Below are 15,922 nucleotides of genomic sequence, written 5' to 3'. Positions count from 1 at the left end.
GATCATCGGCGCGGCGGCGATGCTTTCGCCCACGGACACGGCGTGCACCCAAATGCCGCCGGGCTGCATCGTCGGCAAGCCATAAGAGAAGCGCTCGCCAATGCGTTTGGCGTACGCCGGCGCCTTGCGCGCCCGCAGCCATAGCCGAATCGCTACCAATGGCAGCCCCAGGTAAAACAGCGCGGTGTAGAGAGTTCTATTCATGGCGGCGGAGTTTATCGGTTTTTAAGCCGATCGCCTGCAAGTGCACGGCAAAACGTTCTGCCAACCAACGCGCGGCCGGGCCGAGTGGCTCGTCGCGGCGCCAGACCAGCTCGACCACCAGCGCCGGCGGGGTCCATTCGCTGACCAGTTCGACCATCTGATTTTGATACGTCGGGTATTGCACGACGTGGCGCGGCAGCCACGCCCAGCCGAGGCCGCGCACCAGCCATTCGGCCATCACGTAAAAACTGTCGGCGCGCCAGACTTGCGGGCTCGCCGGCTCGCTGCCGGGGTATACGCTGGATTCGGTGGACATCAGCAACTGACGATGCCGCGCCAGTTGCTGGCAATCGACTTCGGCCATGCTCGCCAACGGATGACCCTTGCCGCACACGGTGACCATTTCGACGCTGCCCAGCACCCGCCGCTCCAGCGCTTCGGGGATCTGATCATGGAAAAACAGCAAACCCAGGTCGGCGCGGCGCTCGACCAGTTTGCGCGCCACATCGCCCTGCGCGGCGCTGGTCAGTTGCACTTCGACGCTGGGGAATTTGTCCGCCAGCGCTTCGAAACTTTCGATGATCGGCTGATAAGGCATGGCCTCGTCTTGCGCCACCCGCAGCCGCGCTTCCTGGCCGCGCATCATCGCCAGCGCCCGACCGTTCAGGCGCTCGCATTGGCGCAAGACCTCGCGCGCCTCTTCGAGCAAGGCATTGCCGGCCTCGGTGAGCCTGGGTTGGCGGCCGCTGCTGCGGTCAAACAGGCTCACGCCCAAATCTTCCTCCAGCAGCGCAATCGAACTGCTGACCGCCGATTGCGCCTTGCGCTGCTCACGGGCCACTGCCGAGAACGAGCGCTGCTCCGCTACGCTGACGAACAGGCGCAGTTGCTCAAGATTCCATTGAATGTTCATCGCACAACCTATCTCCACAGCCGATAGGTAATGACTTTACCGCATCTGTGAAATCTCTAAAATGCCGGACCAGAAAGCAGCACTTCAGATGAGGATTTACCCATGACCGCTTACTATTACCTGGCGATCGCCATTTGCGCCGAAGTGATTGCCACTGTTTCGATGAAAGCGGTCAAGGGTTTCAGCACGCCACTGCCGCTGATCCTGGTGATCGTCGGCTACGGCATTGCGTTCTGGATGCTCACGCTGGTGGTGCGCAGCGTGCCGGTGGGCGTGGCGTACGCGGTGTGGGCCGGCATGGGGATTGTGATGGTCAGCGTCGCGGCACTGTTTATCTACGGGCAAAAACTCGACGTGCCGGCGATGCTCGGGATGGCGCTGATCGTGCTGGGCGTCGTAGTCATCCAACTCTTCTCGAAAACCACCGGCCACTGACGTACCTGTAGCAGCTGCCGCAGGCTGCGTCCGGCTGCGAAGCAGTCGTTGAATCTGGCAACGCGATTCTGCAGACAGACCGGAGGCGAGGACTGCGTCCTCGAACGCAGCCTTCGGCAGCTGCTACAGGGTTTGCGTTCGGCGGCGAAGTCGTCGTTAACCTTGATGGCGCGATTCTTCAGAGAGACCGGAGGCGAGGACTGCGTCCTGGAACGCAGCCTTCGGCAGCTGCTACAAGGTTTGCGTTCGGCATGAATCTGTATACTGCGCCCTCGTCTTGAACACTGAGGTCAGCATGCCATCCGTTATTTCCACCGACGTTCTGATTGTCGGCGCTGGTGTCGCCGGCCTCTGGCTGAATGCGCGCCTGCGCCGCCAGGGTTTTTCGACCGTGCTGGTGGAAAGCGCCACCCTCGGCGGCGGGCAGAGCGTGAAGTCCCAGGGCATCATCCACGGCGGCGCCAAATACGCGCTGCACGGTGCGCTGACCGGCGCTTCGGAAGCCATCGCCGACATGCCGCGACGCTGGCGCGAGGCGCTGGCCGGTGACGGCGAACTCGACCTCAGCGGCGTGCGCCTGCTCTCCGAAGCCCATTACCTGTGGTCGCCCGGCACGATCGCCGGCAACCTCACCAGTTTCTTCGCGAGTAAAGCCGTGCGTGGCCGCGTTGATCAGGTCAAAGGCGAGCAACTGCCGCCAGCGCTGCAAGACAAGCGCTTCAAAGGCAAGGTCTACCGCTTGGCCGAACTGGTGATCGACGTGCCGAGCCTGATTCAGCGCCTCGCCGATCTGGCCGGCGACGGCTTGCTCGCCGGGCAAGTGATCGAGCCGTTGCTGGAGGCCGGTTTGCTGGTCGGGCTGAAAGTTGATGGCCGTGAAATCCGCGCCCAGCGCATCGTCCTCAGCGCCGGCGCCGGCACTGCCGGGCTGCTCGAAGCATTGGGCCTGAGCAACCCGGCCATGCAGCGCCGGCCGTTGCACATGATCATCGCCAAAGGCCCGAGCCTGAAACCGCTGTACGCCCACTGCCTGGGCGGTGGCACCAAACCGCGCATCACCGTGACCACCCATCCGGCGGCCGATGGCCAATGGGTCTGGTACCTGGGCGGTGACATTGCCGAAGCCGAGGGCGTGGCCCGCGAACCTGCCGAACAAATTGCCACCGCGCAAAAAGAACTTGGCCAATTGCTGCCGTGGATCGACCTCAGCACCGCGCGATGGGCGACCCTGCGCGTCGACCGCGCCGAGCCGTTGCAATCGGGCCTGACCCGACCGGACAACGCGTTTCTCGCCGAGCAAGGCAAATTGCTGGTCGGTTGGCCGACCAAACTGGCCTTGGCGCCGGACTTCGCCGACCGCGTAATCGCCAGCCTCGCCCGCGACAACATCCAGCCCGGCCCGGCACAACCGCTGCCCGAGCTGCCAAAACCACCGATGGGCGTTCCTGCCTGGGACCAATTGCTGCCATGAGCCAACCAACTCTGCACGACTTGCATCGCCCCTTGGGCAGCACCGGCCTGACGGTTTCGCCGCTGGGCCTGGGCACGGTGAAACTGGGCCGCGACCAAGGGGTGAAATACCCCAACGGCTTTCAGATTCCCGGCGACGAAGAAGCGCGAATGCTCCTGCAAATGGCGCGCAACATGGGCATTAACCTGATCGACACCGCGCCCGCCTATGGCCACAGCGAAGAACGCCTCGGCCCGTTGCTGCGCGGCCAGCGCCAGGACTGGGTGATCGTCAGCAAGGTCGGCGAAGAGTTCGCCGATGGCCAGTCGAGCCACGACTTCAGCGCCGCCCATACGCGGCTGTCGGTTGAACGCAGCCTGCAACGTCTGGAAACGGATTTTATCGACCTGGTGCTGGTGCATTCCGACGGCAACGACCTGGCGATTCTCAACGACAGCGAGGTCTATGCAACGCTCGCGGCGCTGAAACAGGAAGGCAAGATTCGCGGATTCGGCTTTTCCGGAAAAACCGTCGAGGGCGGCTTGAAGGCTCTGGAACAGGGCGATTGCGCGATGGTCACCTACAATTTGAACGAACAGGGCGAGAAAGCCGTCATTGACTATGCTGCTGCGCATGGCAAAGCGATCCTGGTGAAAAAAGCCCTCGCCAGCGGCCACGTCATCCTCAGCCCCGGCGTCGACGCCGTGCAAGCCAGCTTCGAGTTGTTGTTTGAACATCCGGGTGTTGCCAGTGCTATTGTCGGGACCATCAATCCGCTGCACCTCGCCCACAACGTCGCGACCGTTGCCAAGGTCCTACGTAGAAACTGATGCCGCCGACGCGGCCTTAAGCAGGAGCCGACATGCCGCGTACGCTCATTAGAAAGAATCCGAGCAACTTCAAGACCCTGCCGTTATTCGTCGAAGCGACGCCCGAAGGCCTGAGCTATCAAAGCGTCGGGATGCCGCTGAATTTCTCCCAGACTCTGCAACGCCGCCGCCCGGTCACTGTGCCCGACAACGAACGTTTTGCCCTGGAACTGGCCAACCTCGGGGTTTCGGTGCGCCTGACCCTGCATTGGCAGAATCGTGATTATTGGGTGCTGGTGCGCCAGCGTCGGCAAGATCGCGGCGACGTGGTGCTCAAGCTGATTTCCGGTTATGTGCCCGCGCATGAGCTGAACCTGCCGCTGCACACGGCGATCCAGGAGATTGCCGAAGAGTGCCTGCTGGAGACCCCGGAAGGCTGGCTCGGCGGGCGTTTCAACGACACATGGCTGCCGGCGCCCTACTCGTCCGCGCTGCATTATCGCGAGGCGCTGCCCTTTCGCCTGACGCCGCTGTCCGGCGCGGCGCGACCGGTGCGCAGCGCCAATCTGCAGTTGATCGAACGCCCGCGCGCCTACGTGCACTTGCCCACGGCATCGCTGCAATTGATCTACGACTTGCGCCTCGACGTGCCCAAGGAAGCCAAATCGCTGAGTCTGTTTCATGTCGACGAACGCCTGGAGGGCGATCAACTGGTCGCGCGCCTCGATCGCAAGCGCCCGGACCTGTATTTGATGCCGCTGGAAGAAGGCGTGCCGCTGCCCGAGCTGTACACGCTCAAGCGCGACAAGCTGATCCCGGCCAGCACTCGTGGGCTTTATCTGGCGGAGAGTTTTGCGATTCAGGAAGGCTGGACCGTGCGCGAAGAGCGGATCCGCTGGAAGGACTGGGTGGTGCAGCAAGGGCTGGAAGCGCCGAAGGCACCTCGACGCGGCTTGAAGAAACTCAGCGTCAAGGCCCTGCGTCTGGTGCGGCTGGTTCGCGGCAGTCTACGCAAGGAACCGTGACATTCGAGTGGCGGCGCAGGCCCGTTTTAGCCTGCGCGGCGCTTGTCGATCAGCGTGCGCAACCGCGCAAAAAAATGGAAATAGCGATTCTCGCGTTTGCCCATGCCGCGCTTGGGTGAAAACGATTCCTCGGCAAATGCGCCGCTGATCCGCACGCGCGATGCCTGGGTCGGCACGGTGCAAATCTTCGCTCCAGCCTGTTGCAGGGCGAACTTGAGCAGACGTTCGGAATGCAACTTGCGCCCGGTGGCTTTGCTGAAATCGAAAATCCGCTCGATCCGTTTGCCGTACGCGACATAAGTGTCGCGACCACAAATGGCGAACCGATCATTCAAACCGCCCCACCACTGCCAGTCCGGAATATAAGCGTTCAACCGCCGCGCCTCGGGTTGCTGGAACACGTAGGTCGGCAGCGCGGTGTGGAAAAAGTTGTCCGGGCGCACGAACACGACGAAATCGGGCTTGAACGACTCCATCATCGTCGTCACTTCGTGCAGCGAATTGAGCTGATAAATCAGGTTTCTCAGCGAGGCGAAATCATCCGCCCAGGTGTCGCCGAGCGCTTTCACTTGCTCAAAATCCCAGCGCTCCAGCACGCCGTCGGTGGAGTCGAGCCGACCGGTCATGGTTTCGAACGGCGCGTAATTGTCCGCCGCCAACAAACCCTGTTCACCGGAACGCGAGTTCTGTACTTCGTCGATTTTGTACAAATGGTAGAAGCACTTCACGTTGCTGTCGGCAGGCAACTGCGCAAGGACGTTTGCTTGAATCGATGGAAAGCAGATTTGCGAATTTCTCGGGATACCAAAAAAAGCCACCGCAATATTCAACACTCGACAGCACCCCTTGAAAGTTGATCAGTAATCACTGGCGATTAAACAGTTTCTGCCACCAACTGCGACGGCGCAGCGGTGTGACGATGACGTCCGCTTGTTGCAGCCATTCGCGCTCGTAATCCCAGGCATGCCCGCCCCAGCGCTTGCCAGCTTCGTTGGAGAAACCCAGCGTCATCAGTTGATAGCTGTAACCCGCGTGTCCGCGCAGCCAGTCGAGCAGTACCAGCGCGTTGAAGCCGGTAGTCGGGCCGACGTAACGCTTGCCGCCCGGACGATCGACCGGGTAATGCCACAAGGGCGGCAGCGGAATACGCTCCCAATACAGCGCCACTGACGGCAACGGGCACATCTCGCCGGTGCAGCCGACCAGCATGGTGAAACACCGCGCCGGGTTCTGCGCGAACAGCCGCTGCACTTCGGGGCCATACGGCAGGCCGAAAAAATACGCGTCCGGCGCGTTGAAGCCATGCACAAACAGATTCACGCTGTGCGCGCTCAGCAACGGTGCGAGCACGCAGGTGTTGAAGCTGACCACTACGTCATCCGCGCCGATGTTCAGCGCCTGGAAATCGGCTTGGGTAATCGCTGGATTATTGGCGACAAGCACCACTCGCGCGGCTTTGCGCAGGCACTCTTTGAGCGCCGGCGGCATGCCATTTTCAATGGATTGATAACCACCGGGCAGCGCGTCCAGCGCCAGGGTTTCAGCCGCAGGCGACGGTTGCTTGTTCATGACGGCTGCGGCACCTGCATGCCGTAGCGCAGCTTGACCCAAAACCGCGTGAACGCTGAAGGCGGCTGCCACGGGCGCATTTCCCGCTGAATTTCAGTAGCGAGGGCGCGACCGACGCGGGCGAACGAGTACTGACTCTCGGCGAACGCCTGGCCGTTGCTGGCGATGCGCGCCGTCAGTTCAGGGTCGTTCTGCAGCAACTCGAGTTTTTCCACCGCTTCATCTTCAGAGCGGTAGAAAACCGTGTTGTGCATATCACGGAAACCCAGCAACTGGTCCTCTTCGCCCTGACTCCAGGCCAGCAAGACGCAGCCGCAGGCCATGGCTTCAAAGTTTTTGATCATGAACTCGTTCATGCCGATATCGGCACTGACGAAGATCTTGATGCGGTTGAGCATTTGCAGGTATTCGGTGCCGGACTTGGTCCGCGTCACCAGCATTCCGGTACGCCGGGCCAGCGAGTTGAGCAATGCCTTGCGGTGAGCATATTCGGTACTTTTCAGGCTGCCGAGAAAACCCACCGGAATGTCGCGCTCGGTGCCGGTGTTGTGCAGCATCTGTTCGTCATAACCCTTGGAAACGAACACCGCGTCGATCTGTTCAGCCTTCAGCCGACGCGCCACCACAGCCCCGGAAACCAGCGCACGAGAACTCGGCAAACGGCCATACAACCGCGAGTAAACGCCCATGTACTTACTCTCGGGCATGTAGTTCTGATAAGCGTCATGCTCGAGAAAAATCAGCCCGGGGATACACTTCAAGACACGCAGTTGAGGCGCCAGCCGTTTGACCCGGGAGAAAATCACCACTCGGTCAAAGGTCTGGTAATCGACCGATGCGAGAAACGGCCCCAGGTTCATCTGCTGCTTTTTGCTCAGGCGATAGATGACGCACTCGTCACAGTTCCGCTGCACGATTTCGTACAAGCGGTCCAGAATGACGCGCTGCTCGTCCATCACCAGGAGCATTACTTTCATAAATCGGTTACCACGGGACAAAAGCTTAGAAACATTAGGTTAAATACCGGCCGATAGCATCTGGACGGTGATCCTCACAAAAAAACCCGTTCATACGCTGTATGAAACGGGTGTAGTTAATCTTGATTAATGGCTGCGAATTTTCTCGACAATCGCAGTCGTCGAGCTGTTTTCAACCAGCCCCAACACTTTAACGGTACCGCCGTAAGCGCTGACGATGTCAGCACCGACAACCTGGTCGATCCCGTAGTCGCCGCCCTTCACCAACACGTCCGGCTTGACCTCGCGCAGGAGGTTTTCCGGTGTGCCTTCAGCAAAACTGATCACCCAGTCCACCGCGCCCAACCCGGCCAATACGGCCATGCGCCGGTCGACACTGTTGATCGGCCGACCCGGCCCTTTCAGGCGGCTCACCGAGGCATCGTCGTTGACCGCGACAATCAAGCGATCGCCCTGGGCGCGCGCCTGTTCGAGGTAGGTCACGTGCCCGGCATGCAGGATATCGAAGCAGCCGTTGGTGAAGACAATCCGCTCTTTGTGCGCACGCGCATCGTCGACCGCCAGCAATAGTTGCTCCAGACCCAGCACACCACGCTCGGAACCTTCTTCACGCTGAATCGCGCGGCGCAGTTCCGGAGCACTGATGCACGCCGTACCGAGCTTGCCGACGACGATACCCGCTGCCAGATTGGCCAGCGCCACCGCGTGGGGCAGTTCTTCGCCAGCGGCAATCGCCGCGGCCAGCGTCGAAATTACCGTGTCGCCGGCACCGGTGACATCAAACACTTCACGCGCACGCGCCGGCAAGTGCAGCGCCGGATGATCCGGGCGCAACAGGGTCATGCCATGTTCGCCACGGGTCACCAGCAAGGCGCCGAGGTCAAGATCGTGCATCAGCGTCGCGCCCTTGCTCACCAGCTCGTGCTCATCGGCGCAACCGCCGACGATGGCTTCGAACTCGCTGAGGTTCGGGGTGATCAGGCTCGCACCACGGTAAATCGAGAAATCCTTGCCCTTTGGGTCGGCCAGCACCGGAATGCCACGGGCACGGGCGGCCTGGATCAGCACCTGATGGTTTTTCAACGCACCTTTGCCGTAATCCGAGAGCACCAGCACTTTGATGCCTTCCAGCAATTCGTCGACCTGCTCGCCCAGCGCCAGAGCGTCAGTGGCGAACGGTTCTTCAAAGTCGATCCGCAGCAGTTGCTGGTGACGACTCATGACCCGCAACTTGACGATGGTCGGCTGGTGCGCAATACGCTGAAACAACGCGCGCACGCCAGCGCCTTCGAGGCTATTGGCCAGGCTGTCGGCGGCTTCATCGTCGCCGGTGACGCCAACCAGCGAGGCCGGCGCACCCAGCGCAGCGATGTTGAGTGCAACGTTGGCGGCACCGCCCGGGCGGTCCTCGATTTGTTCGACCTTCACCACCGGTACCGGCGCCTCAGGGGAAATCCGTGAGGTACCACCATGCCAGTAACGGTCGAGCATGACATCGCCGACCACCAATACAGGGGCTTGATCGAATCGCGGCATGGACAACTTCATGGAGCAACCCACATACAAAATGAACAAGGGCGGGATATTAGCACAGGGTTGGGGCATGGCTGGCGCGAGGCACAATTGAGGGACACAAAAGCAAAAAATCGCAGCCTGTAATGGTTCGAAAACCTCAGGCTGCGATTTTTTTCGACCGCGACGGCTAAATAGCCGTCAACGGGCTCAGGCCATGTCTTGCGCCGGGGCATCCAGGCCCATGGCGTTCAAGCGTGCGTAATAGCCGTTCTGCGCCAGCAGCTCGGCATGCGTGCCGCGCTCGACGATCTTGCCCTGGTCCATGACCAGAATCAGATCGGCCTTCTCGATGGTCGACAAACGGTGGGCGATTACCAAGGTGGTCCGGCCCTTCATGACGTGATCCAGCGCCGCCTGAATGTGCCGCTCCGATTCGGTATCCAGCGCCGAAGTCGCCTCGTCAAGAATCAGCAACGGCGCGTTTTTCAGCAGGGCCCGGGCAATCGCCAGACGCTGGCGCTGACCGCCGGAAAGCAGCACGCCGTTTTCGCCGACCTGCGTGTCCAGGCCTTCGGGCAACTGGGCGATGAAGTCCATGGCGTAAGCGTCTTTCGCCGCTTTCTCAATGTCTTCACGCGGCGCGCCAGCCAAGTCGCCATAAGCGATGTTGTTGGCCACGGTGTCGCTGAACAGCGTGACGTGCTGAGTGACCTGGGCGATGTGCTTGCGCAGGTTCAACAGCTTGTACTGCTCCACTTCCACGCCATCGATGAGAATCTCGCCTTTGTCGTGGTGATAGAAGCGTGGAATCAGGTTGGCCAGCGTCGACTTGCCGCTGCCCGAACGCCCGACCAGCGCGACCATCTGCCCCGGTTCGACCGAGAAACTGATGTCGTTGAGCACCTGACGATCGGTGTCCGGGTAGGTGAAGCTGAGGTTGCGCACGTCCAGGCGACCGCTGACCGCATCGCGCTCGATGGTGCCGGTATCGACCTCTGGCGCGACGTCCAGTTGTTCGAAAATACTTTCCGCGCCGGCCACGCCTTTCTGGATGGTCGAGCTGACTTCGGACAACTGGCGGATCGGCTTGGGCAGCAGGCCGGCCAGGGTGATGTAGGCAATCATGTCACCCGCCGAAGCATCGCCGCGCAGGTACAACACGAGGAACATCAGCACCGCCATGGCGCTGTAGATCACCAGTTGCAGCAGCGGCGTGTAGATCGCGCCGGTGCGGGTCATGCGCAGTTGCTTGTCGGTGTTGCCCTGGCTGGCCTTGAGGAAGCGCTTCTGCTCGTAGACTTCACCACCGAAGCTGCGCACCACGCGATAGCCCTGAATGGTTTCCGAAGACACGTGCGTCACGTCACCCATGGCGACTTGGATTTTCTTGCTCTGCTTGCGGAATTTCTTGCTCGCGGTGCTCACCATCACGGCGATCAGCGGCAAGATCGCGATCATGACCAGCGTCAGCTTCCAGTTCATGAACAGCAACGAAGCGAACAGGAAAATCACCGTCATGCCTTCGCGGATTACGACCTTGATCGCATCTGTCGCCGCCCCGGTGACCATGGTCACGTTGAAGGTGATACGCGAAATCAGATGACCCGAGTTATGCTTGTCGAAATATCGATTGGGCAAGACCAGCAGGTTATTGAACAACTGCACGCGCAGGTCGTGGACCAACCCGAGAGAAACCTTGGCCAGGAAGTAGTTGCCCAGAAAGGAACCCAGACCTTGCCACGCCGCAATCACAATGATCAGCAGCGGCACCGCTTGCAGCAGTTGCAGGTCACGCAGGTACGGCACGCTCGGAAACAGCACCGCTTGCGGGTTGGACAGGCCATCGACGAAGTACTTCAGAATGTAGCCGAGCATCGGCTGCGTCGAAGCAAAAATCAGAAAGCCGACAATGCTGATCAGGAACAGACTGATGTATGGCCGGACATAGCCGAGCAGGCGGAAGTAGATTTTCAAGCTCGATGGGCTTGCGGAGAGACTGGAGTCGGTCATATCACGCGATTGTCGATAAAAAGGACGCTGACTTTAGCACAGCTTCTTCGGGGTTCTGGCAAACGCATAAAGGCTGTTATTGTTAGACGGTTCAAACAGTATCAGATAGCCATCACCAGAACGGCCGATCAACTTCCAGGATTGAATTTCCCAGCATGCAATTCAGCGGTTTAAACAGCTCTTCCAATCGAGTATTCGATTTCATTTGCCTGTGGATGCTTCCAGCAGGTTATTTCTTGCTTCTGTGCTCGCTGTTCTTCCTGCCGGATCGCAATGTGCTGCACAAGTTTTACTACGGCTTGTTCAGCATTCCCTCGCTGATAGCACTGTGCCTGCGCCCGCGTGAGCTCAAGCAGTTGCTGCGCGAGCCGATCTTTATCGCGATGCTGGTGTTCGCCGGGTGGGCCATGTTCAGCCTGCTCTGGGGCCCGGGCGATGAACGATTTGCCGGTAAATTCAAGGCGCCGCTGCACACGCTGATGCTCTTCGCCGGGTGTTATCTGCTGGTCCGCTATCGCACCGAAATCGTACAACCGTTGCTGTTCGGCGCCGCCATCGTCGGGCTGACCGCATCGATTTATAACCTCTACATGTTTGCCCAGATCTACACGCCAGGTGCGCGGCTGATCGGTGGCGGCGCGTTCGACAATCCATTGCTGAGCTCGCATCTGTTCGGGTTTTTCTGTGCGTACTGGCTCAGTTTGAGCATGACCTGCAAGCGCCCGCAGATACTTTTGCTGAGTATTCCGGCAGTGTTGATCATGCTGACGGCGGTGATCGCGACCGGTTCGCGGACACCACTGGTGGCGCTGACACTGGCCGCGCTGTGGCTGAGCTTCACTTGCTGGAATCGCCGCTCCGTGGTGCTGCTCGGCGTCCTGCTTGCCAGTGGTGCGGCAGTGTTGATGTTTTTCTCCGACATGATTTTCGAGCGCGGGTATTCGTACCGTCTGCAGATCTGGCAGATCGTCCTGCAGAAAATTGCTGAACACCCATGGATCGGCCATGGCTACGACGCCAGCCTGAGCGTCGATCCGGGCGTGGGCTACTTGCTTTCAGAGCCGCACAGCTTTGCCTTGGGTGTGCTTTATTACGTCGGAATTCTCGGTCTTCTCCCGTGGCTGTTCTTCCAGGCCTGCGCCCTGCTGTGCAGCTGGCGCCATCGCGTACAACCGCTGTTCATCATTGCCTCGACGTGGATGATTTTCGGCATCGGCGCGGGCCTGACCGAGGGCGGCGGGATTATCTCGCGGCCCAAGGAGCACTGGTTCCTGTTGTGGATTCCGCTGGCGCTGATCGCCGCGCTGAGCATCAACCAGCGCGCAGGCCGCTTGCTCGCGATGTCGATCAAGAAACTCTCGCAGCCGGCCTTCCAGTCGTTATCCGCCAACGCGCGGGTGATTGAAGAAGACGGCCTAGGCCCCAAAGTCCTGCGCCTGGAGGATGGCAGTTTCCTCAAGCTGTTCCGCGCTCGCCGCTGGTACACCTCGGGCAGCTTCAATTCCTACTCCGAACGCTTCGCCGTCAACAGTGAGCGCTTGCGTGAACTGGGTTTCCCGACGCCACAGATCCTTGACCTGTATCGCCTCGATGACGGCAGCAGCGCCGTGCATTACACGCCGCTGCCGGGCAATACGCTGCGTCAGGTGCTGCAAGCAATCACGGCGCCGGACGTGCGCCAGGCATTGGTGGAACGCTTCGGCAAGTTCATGGCGCAGTTGCACGAGCGCGGTGTGTATTTCCGCTCGCTGCATCTGGGCAATGTATTGGTGCTGGAGGACGGTGAATTCGGCCTGATCGATGTCGCCGACCTGCGTCTCTACCCCTCGGCGCTGAGCCTGTCATTGCGCCAGCGCAACCTGCGCCATATGCAGCGCTACACCGCCGACCGACGCTGGTTGTTCGAGGATCATTTCCAGGCGTTGCTGCAAGGTTATGGCGTGACCGCCTCGCAAGCGGCCGTGAACAGACTGCACAAACAAGTGCTGGCGGACAGCGCCACAGCCCAGGTCAGCTGATCGGTGGAGCGCGCCAACGCGCTCCACTTCCTACCGCTTCATTCGACACCGCTGCCCTGATCGCAGCGGTGCTCAGTCTTTTTCCAGCGGCGAAAAATACAGACGTCCCAAGCCACGCCAGGTTTTCTTGTTCCACGACTTGAACGGGATCTGCGCCAGCAGTTCGCGCGCCAGTTTGCGGTCGCGACTGGCGGCTTTGAGGAACATCGAACTGAGGAACTTGCAGCGCACGTGCTCATACAGTGGGTGATCGCTGAACAGCGCGTACGTGCGCAGAATGTTATCGATCATGAAGCGGTGATTCTTGTAGGAATTGGTGGCGTGCTTGCGATAGCGCGCCATCAACACGTTCAGGCCATCGATGAAATAACCGGCGTGAGTCACCTTCAGCTCGATCAGCAAATCTTCCAGACGAATATTCGGATCGAAGCCGCCGACCTTGTCTAGCGCCTCACGGCGAATCATCAGGGTCGGGGCCGGCGGATACGGTTTGCGTTCGAGGAACATGTCCTCGAAGTCCAGGCGCCGGAATGGCACGTCGCGGCGCTGACGCTTCTCCGGGTAGAGATTGCCGTCGGCGTCGATCAGCTCGATGTTGCCGGCGCAAATCCCCACTTCCGGCTTGCCGTCCATGTACGCAACCTGCGTGGCAATACGCTCCGGCATCATGATGTCATCGGAGCCGAACGGCACGATCAGGCTGCCTGTTGAGCGCGCAATTGCGCCGTTGAGCGTGTTGGTCAGGCCCTGATTTTCCTGCACCCGAAAATCGAAACCGTGCTGCGCCTGCAACGCCTTGATGCGCTCGACGCTGCCATCCCTGGAGCCGTCATCGACCACCAGCAACTCGATGTTCGAGTAGGTCTGGTTGACCACGCTGAGGATGCTTTCCTCGATATAGCGTTCGTGGTTATACGACGCGATGATGACCGTGACGATAGGTTGCGCGTCGCTCATTTGTGTTCCTTGCGAGCCTGTTCCAGGCCGGATTCAATCAGGTTCAGGTATTCCTGGCGGAACACCTCGATGTCGTGTTCGGTTTGCAGATAACGGAACGCCTGCTCGCCTTTGGCCTTGAGCTCGTCGTCGGGCAGCGCGAGGTAGGTATCCAGCGCGGCAATCAGGCTCGGCACGTCTTTGGGGGTTATCGCCAGGCCTCCGGCGCCTTCGATCAGCGGCAGCATGGCCGGCACGTTCGAAGCAATCACCGGCAAGTGCCCGCTCATGCCTTCGAGCAGCGCCAGGCCCAGGCCTTCGGCCAGCGACGGCATGGTCCAGACATCGAAGGCGCGAATGTACTGCAAGGCGATTTCCTTGAAACCGAGCAAATGCGCGCGGCCGCTCAGGCCCAGGCGCTCGATCTCGGCGGCGAGTTTCGCTTCTTCGCGGCCGGCGCCAATGATCGCCAGTTGGGTATTCGGGTATTTGTCCTTGAGCGCGGCAAATGCCTGCAACAAGTAAGTGTGGCCCTTGATCGGCACCAACCGCCCCAGCGCGCCAATCAGGCGCACCGACGGGTCAATGCCCAACAATTCACGGGCGCGCTCGCGGCTGTGCTGCAAGCTTTCAGCCTGTTCGATGTCGATGGCATTGGTGATCGCGTAGGTGTTCTGGTCGGTAAAACCGCACTTGCAGTCCAGCAGGTATTGTTTGACCGCCGGCGAGACCCCGACAAAACGCCAGTGCCGATCAATCAGGCGCTGGGTCTGGCGGCGCCGGTAAAAGCGGTCGTATTCGCCAAAACCATGAGAGATGCCGATGCACAGCGGCACCTTCAGCCAGCGGTTGAGCGCCAGCATCATGTTCACTGGCTTGAAGCGATTGCAGATCACCACGTCGAACTGCTCGGCGCGGCAGAACTTGTACAGCTGCCACATCGCGCGCAGACGCATGCCCTTGAGGGACTTGTCGGAAAACTCGAAATACACCGAACGGTCGGCACGGCTCACCGCCTCGCCAGGCCCAGGTTTGCCGCGCAGGAACGCCGCGGTCACCTCATAACGATCGCTCGGCAAGGCCTTGACGATCTGCTCTGCCAGGTCGGCAAAGTCATGGGATTTGACGTTGTAGTCAGGCTGCAATTGCAGAACCTTGGACCGTTGACTCATAACTCTCCCCGGTGGAAACCGTTCGCATCGATGACCCAGGCTGGTTCGGCGGCGATGCGCCTGACTTCGGCCGGATCTTGTGGCGGCAGCCGTGGCCACTCGTTGCGTTTCCAGCAAACGAAGTGGAAGTACGGAAACCGGCGATCGCCATCGCGATCATTGTTCAGACAACCATCGCGCCAATACCAGCGACGCGGAAAATCCTGTGTGCCGTCATGCCATTTGATGCAGCCACCCGGCGTACTGAACGCCTCGATGAACTCACTGCGACGACGCCACGGGTTGAATTTGCCGACCAGCTTGAACAGCGGCTCGGGAAAATTCTTGCGCCAGAGAAAGATGCGACTGAAAGCGCCCTCGTCCAACGCGTGATGCTTTTGATCGGTGAAACGCTGCTGCCAATCCTTGATCTGCATGAACAACTCACGCTTGCGCGCGGTGTTGCGTATCAGACACAAATGCCCTGCAACCCGCCGTTCGTGGGTGGAAAACAGGTCATACCCGGCCAGACGCTGCGGGGTGAAATAACGGCGCAGGTCACCATACACCAGATCAATATCGCCAAACGCCCAGAAATCATAGCCTTGCAGCCGATCAACATGGATATGCCCAAGCGCCGGTTTGATGTCGCACAACTTGTACGCGGCATCGGGGGCAAAATCGATATTCAGGCGCCGTGATACCAATGCGCAGTAATCGCTGAAAGTCACGGCCTCAATGCTGACATTGGGCGGCAGATTTTCCGGAACACCGCAGTCACTGAACAACAACCAATCGATATCCGGATTACGCCTGCAGCTCTCCAGAAAGAACGGCATCCAGAATGGCCATTGGCCGAAATACGGAATCAGAAAAAGAATACGCGGGCATGGGTCAATCACAGAACAAT

At 60.0% G+C, this 15,922-nt stretch carries 15 protein-coding genes; 5 read left to right on the top strand and 10 right to left on the bottom strand.

Annotated elements, in window-relative coordinates; translation table 11 throughout:
- Together BI292_RS15245 and BI292_RS15240 are read right to left on the bottom strand one after the other, a co-directional pair.
- The coding region (locus BI292_RS15245) for a glycosyltransferase N-terminal domain-containing protein (RefSeq protein ID WP_305887389.1) at positions 1–204 on the bottom strand (204 nt) is incomplete at its 3' end.
- Positions 197–1,117: a LysR family transcriptional regulator gene (locus tag BI292_RS15240; RefSeq protein ID WP_101208350.1), complete on the bottom strand. Its 921-nt coding sequence runs from the start codon at positions 1,115–1,117 to the stop codon at positions 197–199. The genes BI292_RS15240 and BI292_RS15245, both read right to left, overlap by 8 nt.
- Positions 1,118–1,219: 102 nt before the next feature.
- On the opposite strand from BI292_RS15240, the gene BI292_RS15235 reads away from it, so the two are divergent.
- The 4 genes from BI292_RS15235 to BI292_RS15220 all read left to right on the top strand — a co-directional run bounded on the left by BI292_RS15235 (position 1,220) and on the right by BI292_RS15220 (position 4,836).
- Positions 1,220–1,552 (top strand): multidrug efflux SMR transporter, encoded by a 333-nt coding sequence (locus tag BI292_RS15235; protein ID WP_101208349.1) that lies wholly within the window; start codon positions 1,220–1,222, stop codon positions 1,550–1,552.
- Between the two features lie 295 nt (positions 1,553–1,847).
- Positions 1,848–3,023, top strand: a complete 1,176-nt coding sequence (locus tag BI292_RS15230; protein WP_092274231.1) for an FAD-binding oxidoreductase — start codon at positions 1,848–1,850, stop codon at positions 3,021–3,023.
- Complete coding sequence (locus tag BI292_RS15225; protein WP_101208348.1) at positions 3,020–3,832, top strand: aldo/keto reductase; 813 nt, start codon at positions 3,020–3,022, stop codon at positions 3,830–3,832. The genes BI292_RS15230 and BI292_RS15225 overlap by 4 nt, the downstream gene beginning before the upstream one ends.
- A gap of 32 nt (positions 3,833–3,864) precedes the next feature.
- Positions 3,865–4,836, top strand: a complete 972-nt coding sequence (locus BI292_RS15220; RefSeq protein ID WP_092274236.1) for a metal ABC transporter ATPase — start codon at positions 3,865–3,867, stop codon at positions 4,834–4,836.
- 26 nt (positions 4,837–4,862) lie between these two features.
- On the opposite strand, the gene BI292_RS15215 is transcribed toward BI292_RS15220, so the two are convergent.
- From BI292_RS15215 to msbA, 5 genes are all read right to left on the bottom strand, one after another.
- Entirely contained in the window at positions 4,863–5,669 is an 807-nt protein-coding gene (locus BI292_RS15215) for a hypothetical protein (RefSeq protein WP_101208347.1), read from the bottom strand.
- Positions 5,670–5,700: 31 nt separating this feature from the next.
- Complete coding sequence (locus BI292_RS15210; protein WP_101208346.1) at positions 5,701–6,405, bottom strand: hypothetical protein; 705 nt, start codon at positions 6,403–6,405, stop codon at positions 5,701–5,703.
- On the bottom strand, positions 6,402–7,382 hold the full coding sequence (locus BI292_RS15205) for a glycosyltransferase (protein ID WP_101208345.1): 981 nt from the start codon (positions 7,380–7,382) through the stop codon (positions 6,402–6,404). The genes BI292_RS15210 and BI292_RS15205 overlap by 4 nt, the downstream gene beginning before the upstream one ends.
- Before the next feature lie 126 nt (positions 7,383–7,508).
- Positions 7,509–8,930: a bifunctional D-glycero-beta-D-manno-heptose-7-phosphate kinase/D-glycero-beta-D-manno-heptose 1-phosphate adenylyltransferase HldE gene (hldE, locus tag BI292_RS15200; protein ID WP_092274247.1), complete on the bottom strand. Its 1,422-nt coding sequence runs from the start codon at positions 8,928–8,930 to the stop codon at positions 7,509–7,511.
- A 174-nt stretch (positions 8,931–9,104) separates the two neighbouring features.
- The gene (gene msbA, locus BI292_RS15195) at positions 9,105–10,907 is read right to left on the bottom strand and encodes a lipid A export permease/ATP-binding protein MsbA (protein WP_092274250.1); all 1,803 of its coding nucleotides are present in this window, start codon (positions 10,905–10,907) and stop codon (positions 9,105–9,107) included.
- A gap of 155 nt (positions 10,908–11,062) precedes the next feature.
- Here msbA and BI292_RS15190 point away from each other — a divergent pair, with 155 nt between their 5' ends.
- Positions 11,063–12,925, top strand: coding sequence for a bifunctional O-antigen ligase/aminoglycoside phosphotransferase family protein (locus BI292_RS15190; protein WP_101208344.1), 1,863 nt, complete (start codon positions 11,063–11,065; stop codon positions 12,923–12,925).
- Positions 12,926–12,997: 72 nt separating this feature from the next.
- Here BI292_RS15190 and BI292_RS15185 read toward each other — a convergent pair whose 3' ends face one another.
- From BI292_RS15185 to BI292_RS15175, 3 genes are read right to left on the bottom strand one after another with little or no spacing between them, the layout of a single operon-like run.
- Positions 12,998–13,882: a glycosyltransferase gene (locus BI292_RS15185; protein WP_092274256.1), complete on the bottom strand. Its 885-nt coding sequence runs from the start codon at positions 13,880–13,882 to the stop codon at positions 12,998–13,000.
- On the bottom strand, positions 13,879–15,033 hold the full coding sequence (locus BI292_RS15180; RefSeq protein ID WP_101208343.1) for a glycosyltransferase family 4 protein: 1,155 nt from the start codon (positions 15,031–15,033) through the stop codon (positions 13,879–13,881). The genes BI292_RS15185 and BI292_RS15180 overlap by 4 nt, the downstream gene beginning before the upstream one ends.
- Positions 15,030–15,914 (bottom strand): DUF6625 family protein, encoded by an 885-nt coding sequence (locus tag BI292_RS15175; protein ID WP_101208342.1) that lies wholly within the window; start codon positions 15,912–15,914, stop codon positions 15,030–15,032. The genes BI292_RS15180 and BI292_RS15175 overlap by 4 nt, the downstream gene beginning before the upstream one ends.
- Positions 15,915–15,922: the final 8 nt, after the last annotated feature.

Origin of the sequence: Pseudomonas sp. 43NM1 (assembly GCF_002836905.1) — a bacterium.
GTDB classification, from domain to species: Bacteria; Pseudomonadota; Gammaproteobacteria; order Pseudomonadales; family Pseudomonadaceae; genus Aquipseudomonas; species Aquipseudomonas prosekii.
Note: the sequence above shows the minus strand (reverse complement) of the source record. Positions and strands in the feature narration are given on the sequence as shown.